General features: G+C 68.6%; 13 protein-coding genes and 1 riboswitch. Of the genes, 2 read left to right on the plus strand and 11 right to left on the minus strand.

Annotation, left to right across the window (positions count from 1 at the left end; translation table 11 throughout):
- The first annotated feature begins 246 nt into the window (after nucleotides 1-246).
- Nucleotides 247-453, plus strand: coding sequence for a DUF5999 family protein (locus ACFWSK_RS26645; protein ID WP_185302003.1), 207 nt, complete (start codon nucleotides 247-249; stop codon nucleotides 451-453).
- 85 nt (nucleotides 454-538) lie between these two features.
- Here ACFWSK_RS26645 and gcvP read toward each other — a convergent pair whose 3' ends face one another.
- Nucleotides 539-3424, minus strand: coding sequence for an aminomethyl-transferring glycine dehydrogenase (gcvP, locus tag ACFWSK_RS26650; protein ID WP_383791054.1), 2886 nt, complete (start codon nucleotides 3422-3424; stop codon nucleotides 539-541).
- Between the two features lie 192 nt (nucleotides 3425-3616).
- Nucleotides 3617-3714, minus strand: a riboswitch (glycine riboswitch).
- 133 nt (nucleotides 3715-3847) lie between these two features.
- On the opposite strand from gcvP, the gene ACFWSK_RS26655 reads away from it, so the two are divergent.
- A complete protein-coding gene (locus tag ACFWSK_RS26655) occupies nucleotides 3848-4216 on the plus strand; it encodes a PRC-barrel domain-containing protein (protein WP_383791057.1) in 369 nt (122 codons plus the stop codon).
- Here ACFWSK_RS26655 and ACFWSK_RS26660 read toward each other — a convergent pair.
- From ACFWSK_RS26660 to ACFWSK_RS26705, 10 genes are all read right to left on the minus strand, one after another.
- The gene (locus ACFWSK_RS26660; protein ID WP_383791060.1) at nucleotides 4141-5595 is read right to left on the minus strand and encodes a DNA polymerase IV; all 1455 of its coding nucleotides are present in this window, start codon (nucleotides 5593-5595) and stop codon (nucleotides 4141-4143) included. The genes ACFWSK_RS26655 and ACFWSK_RS26660 overlap by 76 nt on opposite strands.
- Nucleotides 5596-5670: 75 nt before the next feature.
- Entirely contained in the window at nucleotides 5671-6282 is a 612-nt protein-coding gene (locus ACFWSK_RS26665) for a MerR family transcriptional regulator (protein WP_383791063.1), read from the minus strand.
- A gap of 168 nt (nucleotides 6283-6450) precedes the next feature.
- Nucleotides 6451-6924, minus strand: coding sequence for a bifunctional nuclease family protein (locus ACFWSK_RS26670; protein ID WP_014044725.1), 474 nt, complete (start codon nucleotides 6922-6924; stop codon nucleotides 6451-6453).
- Between the two features lie 53 nt (nucleotides 6925-6977).
- Nucleotides 6978-7721 carry a MerR family transcriptional regulator gene (locus tag ACFWSK_RS26675; protein WP_383791066.1) on the minus strand — a complete coding sequence of 248 codons (744 nt, stop codon included), beginning with the start codon at nucleotides 7719-7721 and terminating at the stop codon, nucleotides 6978-6980.
- Nucleotides 7722-7762: 41 nt separating this feature from the next.
- Entirely contained in the window at nucleotides 7763-8560 is a 798-nt protein-coding gene (locus ACFWSK_RS26680; RefSeq protein WP_383791069.1) for an FHA domain-containing protein, read from the minus strand.
- Between the two features lie 190 nt (nucleotides 8561-8750).
- On the minus strand, nucleotides 8751-9545 hold the full coding sequence (locus ACFWSK_RS26685) for a DUF881 domain-containing protein (protein ID WP_383791072.1): 795 nt from the start codon (nucleotides 9543-9545) through the stop codon (nucleotides 8751-8753).
- A gap of 5 nt (nucleotides 9546-9550) precedes the next feature.
- The gene (locus ACFWSK_RS26690; protein WP_003970459.1) at nucleotides 9551-9883 is read right to left on the minus strand and encodes a small basic family protein; all 333 of its coding nucleotides are present in this window, start codon (nucleotides 9881-9883) and stop codon (nucleotides 9551-9553) included.
- Nucleotides 9880-10800 carry a DUF881 domain-containing protein gene (locus ACFWSK_RS26695; protein WP_383791075.1) on the minus strand — a complete coding sequence of 307 codons (921 nt, stop codon included), beginning with the start codon at nucleotides 10798-10800 and terminating at the stop codon, nucleotides 9880-9882. Before ACFWSK_RS26695 ends, ACFWSK_RS26690 begins: the two co-directional genes overlap by 4 nt.
- Nucleotides 10801-10896: 96 nt before the next feature.
- On the minus strand, nucleotides 10897-13392 hold the full coding sequence (locus ACFWSK_RS26700; RefSeq protein WP_383791078.1) for a sugar phosphate nucleotidyltransferase: 2496 nt from the start codon (nucleotides 13390-13392) through the stop codon (nucleotides 10897-10899).
- A gap of 113 nt (nucleotides 13393-13505) precedes the next feature.
- Nucleotides 13506-14114 (minus strand): CDP-alcohol phosphatidyltransferase family protein, encoded by a 609-nt coding sequence (locus ACFWSK_RS26705; RefSeq protein WP_383791081.1) that lies wholly within the window; start codon nucleotides 14112-14114, stop codon nucleotides 13506-13508.
- Nucleotides 14115-14336: the final 222 nt, after the last annotated feature.

Below are 14336 nucleotides of genomic sequence, written 5' to 3' on the forward strand. Positions count from 1 at the left end.
GCGCACGCGTGCCCGTCCGGCCTAGTCCGTACGGGCCACCCCGAACCACCCGAAGGGACAGTGGAGTTGCGCTGAACCGCCCGGCCGGGTGATGCGTCATGAGAGGAGGAGAAGAGCTGCCGCGAAATCCCTGCGGATTGACGCCCGTAGGGCAACACTGGAACCGGACCGACTGATACGGGGGCGGCCATGAACACACCGTCAAGCCGCAGGACATTCAACTCAACGCAGCGAAAGAACCCAGCCATGTGCCAGCACCAGCCACCCTGCCCGTCCGCCGACTCCGCCGACCGGGAGGCCGCGCGCCTCACGGCACATCATCCGGAGCAGGGCTGGAGCCTCCTGTGCAACGGCGTCCTGCTCTTCGAGGACACCGGCGAGCTGCTTCCGGACGGGCAGATCATCGCACCGCACCGGCCGCTGGAGACCGGCCGGATCATGAAAGCCGCCTGACAGCGGCCGTACGAACTGGGGCCGGCCGGAGAAGTCTCCGTACCGGCCCCGACGCATGTCCGCGTCACGCTCTACCGCACATACCTCAGTTGTCGTACTCGTCCAGCGGCGGGCAGGAGCAGACCAGGTTGCGGTCGCCGAAGGCACCGTCGATCCGGCGCACCGGCGGCCAGTACTTGTCCGCGGCGGACACGCCGGCCGGGAAGACGGCCTCCGCACGGCTGTAGCCGTGCTCCCACTCGCCGCCGAGCGCCGCCGCCGTGTGCGGGGCGTTGCTCAGCGGGTTGTCGTCGGCGCTCCACTCACCGGACGCGACCTTCTCGATCTCGCCGCGAATGGCGATCATCGTGTCGCAGAAGCGGTCGAGCTCCGCGAGGTTCTCGCTCTCGGTCGGCTCGATCATCAGCGTCCCGGCCACCGGGAACGACATGGTCGGCGAGTGGAAGCCGTAGTCGATCAGGCGCTTGGCCACGTCGTCGATGCTGACCCCGGTCGCCTTGGAGATCGGCCGCAGATCGACGATGCACTCGTGCGCGACCAGACCGGCCGGGCCGTTGTACAGGATCGGGTAGTGCGGCTCCAGCCGCTTGGCGATGTAGTTGGCGGCGAGCACGGCCACCTGCGTGGCCCGCTTCAGGCCCTCGCCGCCCATCAGACGCACGTACGCCCAGGAGATGGGCAGAATGCCCGCCGAGCCCCACGGAGCGGCCGAGATCGGGCCCACACCGGTCTCCGGGCCCGCGGCGGGCTGGAGCGGGTGGTTCGGCAGGTACGGCGCGAGGTGCGCGCGCACACCGACCGGGCCGACGCCCGGACCGCCGCCGCCGTGCGGGATGCAGAAGGTCTTGTGCAGGTTCAGGTGCGAGACGTCGCCGCCGAACTTGCCGGGCTTCGCCAGGCCGACCAGCGCGTTGAGGTTGGCGCCGTCGACGTACACCTGCCCGCCCGCGTCGTGGACCTCGCCGCAGATGTCCGCGACGTGCTCCTCGAAGACACCGTGCGTCGAGGGGTACGTGATCATGAGCACGGCGAGCTCGTCGCGGTGCTTCTCGATCTTCGCGCGCAGGTCCTCGATGTCCACCTCGCCGTCGTCAGCGGTCTTCACCACGACGACCGTCATACCGGCCATCACGGCGCTCGCGGCATTGGTGCCGTGCGCCGACGAGGGGATCAGGCAGACCGTGCGCTGCTCGTCACCGTTGGCCCGGTGATAGGCGCGGACGGCCAGCAGACCGGCGAACTCACCCTGCGAGCCCGCATTGGGCTGGATGGAGACGGCGTCGTAGCCCGTGACCTCGGCGAGGCGCTCCTCCAGCTCGCGGATCAGGGTCAGGAAGCCCTGCGCCTGCTCGGCCGGCGCGAAGGGGTGCAGCGCGCCGAACTCGGGCCAGGTGATCGACTCCATCTCCGTGGTCGCGTTCAGCTTCATGGTGCAGGAGCCGAGCGGGATCATGCCGCGGTCCAGCGCATAGTCGCGGTCGGCCAGCTTGCGCAGGTACCGCAGCATCGCCGTCTCGGACCGGTGCTGGTGGAACACGGGGTGGGTGAGGATCGAGTCCGTGCGCAGCAGCCCTTCGGGCAGCGTGTCGGCGGCGCCCGCGTCCAGCGCCTCGATGTCACCTTCGGCGCCGAAGGCGGCCCAGACAGCGGCGACCTGCGTACGGGTCGTGGTCTCGTCGCAGGCGAGGGAGACGAGGTCGCCGTCGACGAGCCGCAGGTTCACTCCGCGCTCACGGGCGTCCGCGACGATCTCCGCGGCCTTGCCGGGCACCCGCACGGTGATCGTGTCGAAGTAGGAGCCGTGCACCACGTCGGCGCCGGCGGCCCGCAGGCCCTCGGCGAGGATCGTGGCGTAGCGGTGCGTGCGCAGGGCGATAGTCCGCAGCCCGTCGGGGCCGTGGTAGACGGCGTACATCCCGGCCATCACCGCGAGGAGGACCTGCGCGGTACAGATGTTGCTGGTGGCCTTCTCGCGGCGGATGTGCTGCTCGCGGGTCTGGAGGGCCAGGCGGTACGCCTTGTTGCCGTCCGCGTCCACGGAGACACCGACCAGGCGGCCGGGCAGGGAGCGGGCGAACTTCTCGCGGACGGCCATGAAGCCCGCGTGCGGCCCACCGAAGCCCATCGGCACACCGAAGCGCTGGGTCGTGCCGACCGCGATGTCCGCGCCCAGCTCACCGGGCGAGGTGAGCAGGGTCAGGGCGAGCAGGTCGGCGGCGACGGTGACGACGGCGCCGAGCTCGTGGGCCTGCTCGATGACGGGCTTGATGTCCCGGACGGCTCCGGAGGCGCCCGGGTACTGGAGCAGCACGCCGAAGACACCGCGCTCGGCGACGTCCGCGGGGATGCCCTCGGCGAGGTCCGCCACGACGACCTCGACACCGGTCGGCTCGGCACGTGTCTCTATCACCGCGATCGTCTGCGGAAGGGTGTCCGCGTCGACGAGGAAGACGCCGTTTTTGACCTTGCCGACGCGTCGTGCGAGCGCCATGGCCTCGGCGGCGGCGGTGCCCTCGTCGAGCAGGGAGGCGCCCGAGGTCGGCAGCCCGGTCAGCTCGGCGACCATGGTCTGGAAGTTGAGGAGCGCCTCGAGACGGCCCTGGGAGATCTCCGGCTGGTACGGGGTGTACGCCGTGTACCAGGCCGGGTTCTCCATGACGTTGCGGAGGATCACCGGCGGGGTGAAGGTGCCGTAGTAGCCGAGCCCGATCATCGGGGCGAGTACCTGGTTGCGGTCGGCGAGGGAGCGCAGCTCGGCCAGGACCTCGGCCTCGGTGCGGGCGGCGGAAAGCCGCAGCGCCTCGGCACTCCTGATCACGTCGGGCACCGCGGCGGCGGTGAGCTCGTCGAGTGAGCCGTAGCCGACCTGGGCGAGCATCTTCGCCTGGGCCTCGCCATCGGGCCCGATGTGGCGCTGCTCGAAGGGAATGCCCTGCTCCAGCTGGGAGAGCGGAGTGCGACGGGGGGTCATGATGGAGGCCTCCTGGTCTGTCACGACCTGCGAGGGGCACCACGGCGTGGGTGCCCGAACGGCCTCCCCCTCTGTCATCTCGACCTGAGAGCTTCACCGGCCGCCCATGGCGTACCGGCTTTCACCGTCGGTGAGGATGGGTCCCGTGCCGGCATGTGCCCGTACGAGTCCCGTCCTGCTTTCCAGAGTGACCTCAACCGTGCGGTACGGGGGCCTGAGAGATTCCGGGGAGGATTTGCTCCTTCGGCGCCTCCGGGTTCTTAACCGAAGGACTCTCCCGCACGGGGTCAGCAGCCACAGCCAGCCTACCAGCGGGCGCACGCCGGCCGTCTCGAGTGGCCGACGCCCCCGATCTGCACTTTCGTGGTGCTTGTGGAGTAATGGAGGGACCACCCTCAGTTGCTGCGACCAGTGGGAGGCACCGTGCAGACCGACATCGATCCGCGCAGCCTGATCGGCCGCAAGGCATTCGACCGCAAGGGCGCCAAGATCGGAACGGTGGATGAGGTCTATCTCGACGACGCGACCGGTGTGCCCGAGTGGGCGGCCGTCCGTACCGGGCTCTTCAGCAGGGACGCCTTCGTTCCGCTGGAGCCGAGCGAGTTCGTGGAGGACTCGCTGCGCGTCCCCTTCGACCGCGCGTTGATCAAGGACGCGCCGGACTTCGGCGTCGGACGGCATCTCTCACCGGAGCAGGAGCTGCAGCTCTACCGCCACTACGGGCTGGACTCGCCGCCCGACGAGCCGGCTCCGGACCGGGACTTCGGCAGGCTGGCCGGCCAGGAGGAGTAGTCCGCGGGGTCCTTCACGAGCGGCAGCGGATCGGCCGGCTGGAGCTCCGGATCGTCGATGCGGAAGGTGCGCACCCGGCCCGGGGCGTCGCCCGGCTCCTCGAAGCGCACCGTCACCCGGCCCACGCCGCTGCCCTGGACCCATCCGTGGCCGTAGGCCGCGTGCCGTACGTCGTGTCCCGAAGGCCAGCGCCGCGCGGCGAGCTCCCCGTGGGTCTCCTCAGCGGCTTCCTCACCGGCATCCGCCGGCTCCTCGTCGACGCCGGTCCCGTCGGTCTGCTCCGGGCCCGTGGCGGCGTTGCGCGCGTCGGCGGCCTGCGCGAACAGGTCCTCCTGGGTGAAGTCCGCCAGCCCCGTGACGCCCACTCCGAGCAGCCGTACGCCCCCGGTGGTGTCAACGGCCTCCAGCAGCCGTGCGGCGGCCTCTCTGATGACGGTGGGGTCGTCCGTGGGGCCCCGCAGCGTCTCGGAGCGGGTGAGCGTCGAGAAGTCGTAGCGCCGCACCTTCAGCACGACGGTCCGCCCCGACCGCTCCGCGGCCCGCAGCCGCCGCACGCACCGGTCCGCGAGCCGTTCCACCTCGGTCCTGACGCGCACACGGTCGTGCAGGTCCACGTCGAAGGTGTCCTCGACCGACACGGACTTGGCATCGCGCTCCGCCACCACGGGCCGGTCGTCGTACCCGAGAGCCATGAGGTGCAGCGACGCCCCGTGCGCCTTGCCCAGCAGCCGTACGAGCTCCGCCTCGCCGGCATCGGCGAGGTCGCGGACGGTGGTCATCCCGGCCCGTCGCAGATGGTCTCCGGTGGCCGGCCCGACGCCCGGGAGGATGCGCACGGACATGGGCGCCAGAAGCTCACGTTCGGTACCAGGCTCGATGAGTACCAGCCCGTCCGGCTTGGCCTCCTCCGAGGCGATCTTGGCGATCATCTTGGACCCGGCCAGACCGACGGAGCCGGTGAGTCCGGTGACGGCCCTGATCGCCGTACGCAGCTGCTCGCCGATCTCGCGGGCCGAGGCCGAGTCGTCGGCGACCCCGCCCGCCTCCAGATCGACGAACGCCTCGTCCAGGCTGAGCGGCTCCACGAGGGGTGACATGCGCCCCAGGAGCCCCATCACCTGGTCGCTCACCGTCCTGTACAGGGTGAAGCGCGGCACGAGGTAGGCGGCGTTGGGGGCGAGCCTGCGGGCCTGCGCCATCGGCATCGCCGAGTGCACCCCGAAGCGCCGTGCCTCGTACGACGCGGTGGCCACGACCCCGCGCGGCCCGAGCCCGCCCACCACCACCGGCTTGCCGCGCAGGCTCGGCTTCGCCGCCTGCTCCGCGGAGGCGTAGAAGGCATCCATGTCCAGATGCAGGATGGTGGGCGCTGCTCTCACATCAATCGATGCTGCCCTATGGCACTGACAATCGGCCTGCCCGGCGCCCCGGAGGGCCCGGGCGGCCTCCCTCGCTCATCCGGCGCGGTTGCGCCGCCTGGCCAGTTCGTCGGCGGGGTTGTTGCCGACCAGTGTCTCGCCGGTGTCGACCCGCTCGCCGTGCAGCTGCGACAGGGCCGCGTCCACATCCCGCCAGACGACGCCGACGGCGATCCCGAAGACGCCCTGGCCCCCCTGGAGGAGCTTCACGACCTCATCCGGGGAGGAGCACTCGTACACCGTCGCGCCGTCGCTCATCAGCGTCATGCGTTCGAGATCCTGGAATCCGCGGGCCCTCAGATGCTGGACCGTGCTGCGGATGTTCTGCAGAGCGACACCCGTGTCCAGGAATCGCTTCACGATCTTGAGGAGGACCACGTCCCGGAAACTGTAGAGGCGCTGGGTCCCCGACCCGTATGCCGGACGCACGCTCGGCTCGACCAGCCCCGTGCGCGCCCAGTAGTCGAGCTGCCGGTAGGTGATACCCGCCGCCGCGCACGCGGTCGGGCCCCGGTAGCCGATATCGCCCACCGCTTTCACACCATCGGCCGCCACCGGTTGAACCGGCTGCCGAATGGTGTGGTCGGCTGCACTGCCCTGCTGCGGATACGGCCCGCCCGCCACCGTACCGTCGCCGCTGCTTCTCACGCCGACCTCCGTCCTTGACCTGCCATCTCGAAGGTAGGCAGTCACTCGGGGTGCGTCAACGATCGCCACACTCGGCACGCCGAGTGATAATCACCCAGAGGGTGGTTTCCCGTGACTCGTTAACGGGAACGGCTTGTCGGATGCGCTGACAGCACCCCTACAGGACGGTCACTGACTGTTGGTATCGAAATCCTCCGGCGAGATCTGGTCAAGGAACTCGCGGAACTTCTCCACCTCGTCCTCCTGCTCGTCGGGGATCGCGATCCCCGCATCGTCCAGCACCCCGTCACTTCCGTAGATCGGCGTGCCTGTGCGCAGGGCGAGCGCTATGGCGTCGGACGGCCGCGCGCTCACCTCGACCCCGCTCGCGAAGACCAGCTCCGCGTAGAAGACCCCTTCCCGGAGGTCCGTGATGCGGACCTCGGTGAGCTCCTGGCCCACGGCCTCGAGCACATCCTTGAAGAGATCATGGGTCAGCGGCCTGGCCGGAGCCATGCCCTGCTGGGCGAAGGCGATCGCTGTCGCCTCGCCGGGACCGATCCAAATGGGGAGGTACCGGTCGCCTCCCACTTCACGCAGGAGCACGATCGGTTGATTGGAGGGCATTTCTACCCGGACACCCACAACGTCGAGCTCGTTCACACAGCAACCCTAGGACGTGCTCGCCATGTTTGGGTAGTCGGGCTCCGCCAAGGTCAGTGGAGGCGGATGCCGAGAGCCGTCTGCACAAGCGCCGAGTGAAGCCGTACGGAAAGCTCGGCCAGCTCCTTCGCGGTGGCCTCGGCATGCGCTCTGGTCTGCGGATTCCTGTGCCGGCGCAGGGGCGCGACCACCTGCTCGACGAGCCCCGCCTCACGATCCGCGGCGGCACGCATGGCCCGCAGATGCCGAGGTTCCAGACCGAATCGCCCCAGATCCGCCACAAGTTTCGCCACGGTGACCATCTCGGCGTCGTAGGCGCCTTCCGGAGTGGCCGAGATCAGCCCGTAGGACTCCCACTCGTCCAGCTGGCCCTCGGTGACCTCCGCGGCGACAAGGAGCTCTGAGCGCCCGATCCTGGCCGCTGTCGCCCGGCCGGGGTCGGAGTCCCAGGTTCCGTCGCCGAGATCCCGCTGCCCTCCGGAGGCCGGCAGAGCCACGTTCTCACCCCGGGCCAGCGCGTCCAGATGGCCGCGGATGACCTTGAGCGGGAGGTAGTGGTCCCGCTGCATCCGCAGGACCTGCGCCAGCCGCTCGACATCACCGGAGCTGAACTTCCGGTATCCGGAAGGCGTCCGCTGCGGCTCGATCAGCCCTTCGGCCTCCAGGAACCGGATCTTGGAGATGGTGACTTCGGGGAACTCGTCGCGCAGCTGGATGAGCACCGTGCCGATGCTCATCGCTCGCTCGCCCGCGGAGGCGGTGCCGTGACCGGCACCGCCCGTCGATGTTCGCAGCATGGACCTTCCTGGGGATCCCCCGGACGGAGTCCGGGGAGGGGTCACACGCCCCGCTGGCTCGCGTAGAAGACCAGCCGGTACTTACCGATCTGGACTTCGTCGCCGTTGGTCAGCGGAACGGAATCGATGCGCTCACGGTTGACATACGTGCCGTTGAGGCTGCCTACATCCCCCACCGTGAAACTGCCGTCGGGGTTCCTGCGGAACTCCACATGACGCCTCGACACGGTCACGTCGTCGAGGAAGATGTCACTCTGCGGGTGACGGCCCGCCGTCGTCAGGTCGCCGTCCAGCAGGAAGCGGCTGCCCGAGTTCGGACCCCGGCGCACCACCAGCAGCGCGGAACCCGCAGGAAGGGCGTCGACGGCGGCCTGGGCCTCCGGCGACAGCGAGGGAAGCATGGTCTGACCCGTAGCCTCCGCCTCGTACGCCTCGAGACCCGAGATCGAGATGGTCGACGTCGTCTCGGAGGCCCGCTCCGGCACTCCGCCCCTCAGCGGCGCACCGCAGTTGGAACAGAATCGGCTGGCCTCGGCGTTGCGATGCCCGCACCTCGCGCAAACCGGCATGGAGGAACCCTCCGGGGCGTGGGTAAACCCTCCACCCGTACTTGAGGTTGATGGTTCACCGAAACCTATGCGCCCGGCACCGGCAGGGTCAACAGACGACGCGCCGGGCGCGCCCGGAATGTCACCGGCGGAACCGGACACTTCGTCACGGAAGAGCGGGCGGTCCACGCCCTGCTCCTCGCCCTGGCCATGCCTCGGAGCGCGGTGGCGGGCAGCACTGCCGCTGTCCTCGCGTGCGCTCTTTCCGAACAACTTCGCAAACAACTTCACGGGCGTTTCCCCTTGACCGACATAGACCCGCCCGTGGGGCAGGACGAACCCTGAATGAACACACCTGCCGACCCGGACATCTTCACAACGTCCGTATCCACTCGACAGTTTCCACCACGCGTCACGAATACGATGCGCCGACCCCCCGGAACCTCATGCCCGTGTCCCACGGCGCCCATGCGCCACGGCCTCACTGGGGCGACGACCGAGCGTAGTCAGGCCGCTTCGCCGGTCGCAAGGCATCCACGACGATGTCATCGGCCCGCTCCACCCGGGCCGTGGCCTGCTCCTTCTCCAGCGTCTGCACGACTCCGCCGGGAATGTTCAGCGCCGGCTCCAGGTCCTGCGGTTTGCCGATGACCTTGAACTCGTACGGCGGCGCGATCTTGCGGCCGTCGACCTCGATCGCTCCCCCGTCACCGGAGAAGTACGTACTGGCCACCACACGGACACCGTCGACCTCGATCGCCTCGGCCCCGGCCGCCCGCAGCTCCTGAATGGCGTCGAGCAGCATGTCCGCCTCGACCGCGCCGCTCGGGTCGCTGATGGTCAGTGTGATGCCGGGCCCGTGCGCCGCCACGGTACCCGCGAGGATGCCGAGCTGCCGTTCCTTCTCAAGGGTCTGCTTCCGTGCCTCTTCGGCCTGGTCGGAGCTGTTCTCGAGCTCCGTGCGCTGATCGTCGAGACGCTGTTTCTCGTCCTCGAGCCGCTGCGTCCGGTCGTCGACCTCGTCCAGGATACGGACCAGGTCCTCCTGGCGGGCACCGCGCAGCGCGCTGTTGTCGCTGTTCGACCTGACCTGGATGGCGAGCCCCAGACCGAGGACGAACAGCAGGAGGGCGACGATGAGTTGGGCGCGGCTGATCCGTGGCGGCCAGAGCCCCGCCTTCAGTCGCTGGCGCCCGGAGAGCACCGTGGGTGCGGGTGCGTCGACCGGCTGCTCGCCGGTGCGCTCCTCGCCGCTGGGGGTTGCTTCGTTACTCATCGGCCTCAAGCCCGGAAGACGTGCCGGCGGATTGCGGCGGCGTTGGAGAAGATCCGGATGCCGAGCACCACCACCACACCGGTGGAGAGCTGGGCCCCGACACCCAGTTTGTCGCCGAGGAACACGATCAGAGCGGCCACGACCACGTTCGAGAGGAACGAGACCACGAAGACCTTGTCCACGAAGATCCCGTCCAACATCGCCCGCAGGCCGCCGAAGACGGCGTCGAGCGCGGCGACGACGGCGATCGGCAGGTAGGGCTCGACCACCGCCGGTACCTCGGGCCGGACCAACAGTCCGACCACGACTCCCACGACGAGGCCCAGTACGGCGATCACGATGTGCCCTTCCCTGTGTCTGCCGCACCACTGCCGGTGTCTGCGGCCTGCGGCTCTGCTGTACGCACGATCAGGCTCGGCGCAGCGGGCAGGCGCACCTTCTCCTGATCGGAAATGCTGGTACGGATATCGAAACTCTCCTGGAGCGCGTGGAGGTACTGACCGTCAGCACTGTCCTGGAACGCGGTGCTCAGCCTCTTGCCGTCCCCCACCGCGAGCACCGTGTACGGCGGTACGAGCGGTCTGTTGTCGACCAGTATGGCGTCGCCCGCCGCGCGGATCGCCGAAAGGGCGGTCAGCCGCTGTCCGTTGATGGCGACCGCCTCGGCGCCGGACTGCCAGAGGCCGTTGACGACCCGTTGCATGTCACGGTCCCGTACCCGCCCGGTGTCGGCGAAGCCCGTCGACTCACGCGGGCCGCCACCGCCCTGGTCGGTGTCCTCGGCGTCGTCGACGACGAGCTTCACCCCGGGTCCCTCGACCGCGGTCGCTCCGGAGAGCAGCGCGACCAGTTCGCCCTGGTCGCCGCCGTGCTGTTCGAGTGCCTTGCGCTGCCGCTCGCCCACGTCGGTGCGCAGCTCGTCGACGTCGGATTCGAGGTCGTCGGCCGCGGTGGTCTCCGCGTCGATGCGGTCGATGAGCTCTTCGCGCTCCTTCGCCACCACGGGCGCGGAGATCCGTGCCTCCGCTGCACCGAGGGTGACGACGAGGGCGGCCAGCACGAGACCTGCGGCGAGACCGAGCTTCGACCTGAGCGTACGGGGCAGGCCCGCGCTCCCGTCGGCCTTGCGGCGCGCGGAAGCCTCGGCGTATCCCTCGTCGAGGCTGTGGTCCATCACATTGGTCAGCAGCGACATGGACGCGTCAGGGCGGGCAGGCGGAGAGGCGGTGCTCCGATCGGGGGACTGCTGCGGCATGCCGCACATCGTCGCACGTCACCGCGGCTACCGCCGAATGGCCCCACCGGTGCACCGGGAGCAGTGCCGTGACCGCTCCCGGTGCACCGCCTCGGTTCAGTCGCCCGCGCTGTCCACGATGGCCGACCACTCGTCGAGCAGCGCCTGCGACGACGCGTCGTCGGGACCCTCCGCCCACAGATGGGTGACCGCTTCGGCCGGGTCGGGCAGCACCATCACCCAGCGCCCGTCGGCCTCCACGACGCGGACACCGTCCGTGGTGTCCACGCTCCGGTCCCCCGCCGCCTCCACGACACGACGCATGACGAGCCCCTTGACCGCCCAGGGCGTCGCGAGGTCGCGGCGCAGCACATGAGCACGGGGAATGCGGGCGTCGATCTGGCTGAGCGTGAGCTGGGTCCTCGCCACCAGGCCGAGCAGCCGGACGAAGGCCGCCGAGCCGTCGAAGACACTGCTGAATTCGGGAACGATGAACCCGCCACGCCCGTCTCCACCGAAGATGGTGTTCTCTTCGCGCCCCACCCGGGTCAGGTCGTCGGGTGATGTGGTGGTCCACTCGACCTGCGTGCCGTGGTACGCCGCCACCTGCTCGGCGACGCGTGTGGTCGTGACGGGCAGCGCCACACGCCCGCTGCGCCGCTCCGCGGCCACGAGGTCGAGCATCACCAGCAGCGCCCGGTCGTCCTCGATGATCCGGCCCAGTTCATCGACGAGAGAGAGGCGTTCACCCACGGGGTCGAACCTCACCCCGAAGGCGGCCCGCGCCGAGGACACGATCTCGCCGAGCCGCACCAGTCCGGCCCGTCGCGTCTCGGCGGTCTCGGTGGGCCTGGACTCGTCGAGCCCGGGGTTGATGGTCAGCGCATCCACACCGAGACGCCCCAGCAGACTGGGCAGTACGAGTCCGGCGCTGCCGTTGGAGGCGTCGACGACGACCTTGAGGTTCGCGTCGGCGATGCCGGTCGTGTCGACGTTACGGAGCAGAGAACCCGTGTACGAGTCGAAGACGCTGGAGGGGAAGTGGAGATCCCCGATCTCGCCGGGGAAGGCCCTGCGGTACTCCTGGCGGGCGTAGACCCGGTCCAGCTTGCGTTGCAGCGCCTGGGAGAGATCCGCTCCCCGTTCGTCGAAGAACATGATGTCGACCGAGTCGGGCACACCGGGGGACGTACGGATCATGATGCCGCCGGCGCTGCCCCGCGCGGTCTGCTGACGGGCCACGGGCAGGGGGACGTTCTCCAGGTCCCTGACATCGATCGCGCTCGTCTGCAGGGCCGAGATGACGGCTCGCTTCAGCGCTCGGGCGCCACGGGAGTGGTCACGCGCGGTCGTGACCGTCGCCCCCTTCTTGAGGGTCGTGGCATAGGCGCCGGCGAGCCGTACGGCCAGCTCCGGGGTGATCTCGACGTTCAGGATGCCGGAGACGCCACGGGCCCCGAAGAGATGGGCCTGTCCGCGCGACTCCCAGATCACCGAGGTGTTGACGAAGGCGCCGGCCTCGATCGTCTTGAACGGGTAGACCCGCACGTTCCCCTGGATGATCGATTCCTCACCGACCAGACATTCGTCGCCGATGACCGCACCGTCCTCGATGCGGGCGGCCCGCATGATGTCGGTGTTCTTCCCGATCACGCAGCCGCGCAGATTGCTGTGCTCGCCGATGTAGACGTTGTCGTGCACGACGGCCCGGTGCAGGAAGGCTCCGGACTTGACGACGACGTTGGACCCCACCACGGTGTGTTCGCGGATCTCGACGCCCGCCTCGACCTTGGCGTAGTCACCGATGTACAGCGGGCCGCGCAGCACCGCGTCGGGATGCACCTCGGCGCCTTCGGCCACCCATACGCCCGGGGAGATCTCGAAGCCATCGAGCTCGACGTCGACCTTGCGCTCCAGGACGTCGGCCTGAGCCTTCACATAGCTCTCGTGCGTGCCCACGTCCTCCCAGTAGCCCTCGGCGACATAGCCGTAGATCGGCTTGCCTTCCTTCATGAGCTGCGGGAAGACGTCTCCGGACCAGTCCACGGAGGTGTCAGCCTGCACGTAGTTGAACACCTCGGGCTCCATCACGTAGATGCCCGTGTTGACGGTGTCCGAGAAGACCTGTCCCCACGTCGGCTTCTCCAGGAACCGTTCGACCTGTCCCTCTTCGTCCACGATCGTGATCCCGAATTCCAGGGGATTCGGGACCCGCGTAAGACAAACAGTGACAAGTCCGCCCTTCGCCTTGTGGAAGGCGATGAGATCGGTGAGGTCGAAGTCGGTGAGAGCGTCACCCGAGATGACGAGGAATGTGTCGTCCTTGAGAGCTTCCTCGGCGTTCTTCACACTCCCCGCTGTGCCGAGTGGCTTCTCCTCATTGGCATAGGTGAGTTCCATCCCGAGCTCTTCGCCGTCTCCGAAGTAGTTCTTGACGAGAGAGGCGAGGAACTGGACGGTTACGACGGTCTCATTGAGCCCATGCCTTTTGAGTAGCCGCAGCACATGCTCCATGATGGGCCGGTTGGCCACGGGCAGGAGCGGCTTGGGCATGCTTGAGGTCATGGGGCGAAGGCGAGTGCCTTCACCACCAGCCATCACGACGGCCTTCATGTCGGAAACGTCCTCCTTGAGAGACGACGGTCGAGCCGACTTTGCCCCTCGGACATCATCCAGACGTCAGGAGGTGCGGACCGGCAACGCTGCGCGGCACCGCATCAACGAGCTCAGTCGGCTACTTCATCCGCCTTGACGAGCCGGCGGACTTGGACCACGTAGAGAATCCCTGCCCACCAGTAGAGCGTTGTACCCCATCCGGCGAACGCCCATCCGAAAATGGCGGCCAACGTAGCCAGCCAACCACTTCCATCACTGAGCAGCAACAAGGGGAAGGCGTACATCAGGTTGAACGTTGCAGCTTTCCCCAGGAAGTTGACCTGCGGGGGCGGATAGCCGTGCCGGCGGAGGATTGCGACCATCACCAGCAGCATCAGCTCGCGGGCGAGCAGTGCGGCTGTGAGCCAGAGCGGAAGGATCTCCCGCCAGGTCAGGCCGACGAGGGTCGAAAGAATGTAGAGACGGTCGGCCGCGGGGTCCAGGAGCCGCCCGAGGGTGCTGATCTGGTTCCACCGGCGGGCGAGCTTACCGTCGAGGTAGTCACTGACGCCGCTGAGCATCAGTACCAGCAGGGCCCAGCCATCGCTGTTGGGCCCGCCGAACTCGGGGCGAAGAATCAGCCACAGGAAGAGCGGGACCCCGGCAAGGCGAGCCATGCTGAGGATATTGGGGATGGTGAGGACCCGGTCCGTCTGAACCCGAGTCTCCTGGACCTCCACCCGGGGGCCTCCTGTGAAGAATGTGCCAATGATGCTTCCTGACCCTACCCTCAGCCACCGCGTGCCGGTGCACCGGGTATGCCTGAAGACAGAGCCGTGAACGCAGAAAAGCCCCGTACCTTGCGGTACGGGGCTTTCCCGGAATAATTGTTCGGCGGCGTCCTACTCTCCCACAGGGTCCCCCCTGCAGTACCATCGGCGCTGAAAGGCTTAGCTTCCGGG

This window comes from Streptomyces sp. NPDC058620, assembly GCF_042717135.1.
Classification (GTDB): Bacteria; Actinomycetota; Actinomycetes; order Streptomycetales; family Streptomycetaceae; genus Streptomyces.

Coding starts and splice junctions, on each gene's coding strand:
- ACFWSK_RS26645 (WP_185302003.1), top strand. CDS start 247: ATGTGCCAGCACCAGCCACCCTGCCCGTCCGCCGACTCCGCCGACCGG.
- gcvP (WP_383791054.1), bottom strand. CDS start 3,424: ATGACCCCCCGTCGCACTCCGCTCTCCCAGCTGGAGCAGGGCATTCCC.
- ACFWSK_RS26675 (WP_383791066.1), bottom strand. CDS start 7,721: ATGCTGCGAACATCGACGGGCGGTGCCGGTCACGGCACCGCCTCCGCG.
- ACFWSK_RS26685 (WP_383791072.1), bottom strand. CDS start 9,545: ATGAGTAACGAAGCAACCCCCAGCGGCGAGGAGCGCACCGGCGAGCAG.
- ACFWSK_RS26695 (WP_383791075.1), bottom strand. CDS start 10,800: ATGCCGCAGCAGTCCCCCGATCGGAGCACCGCCTCTCCGCCTGCCCGC.
- ACFWSK_RS26700 (WP_383791078.1), bottom strand. CDS start 13,392: ATGAAGGCCGTCGTGATGGCTGGTGGTGAAGGCACTCGCCTTCGCCCC.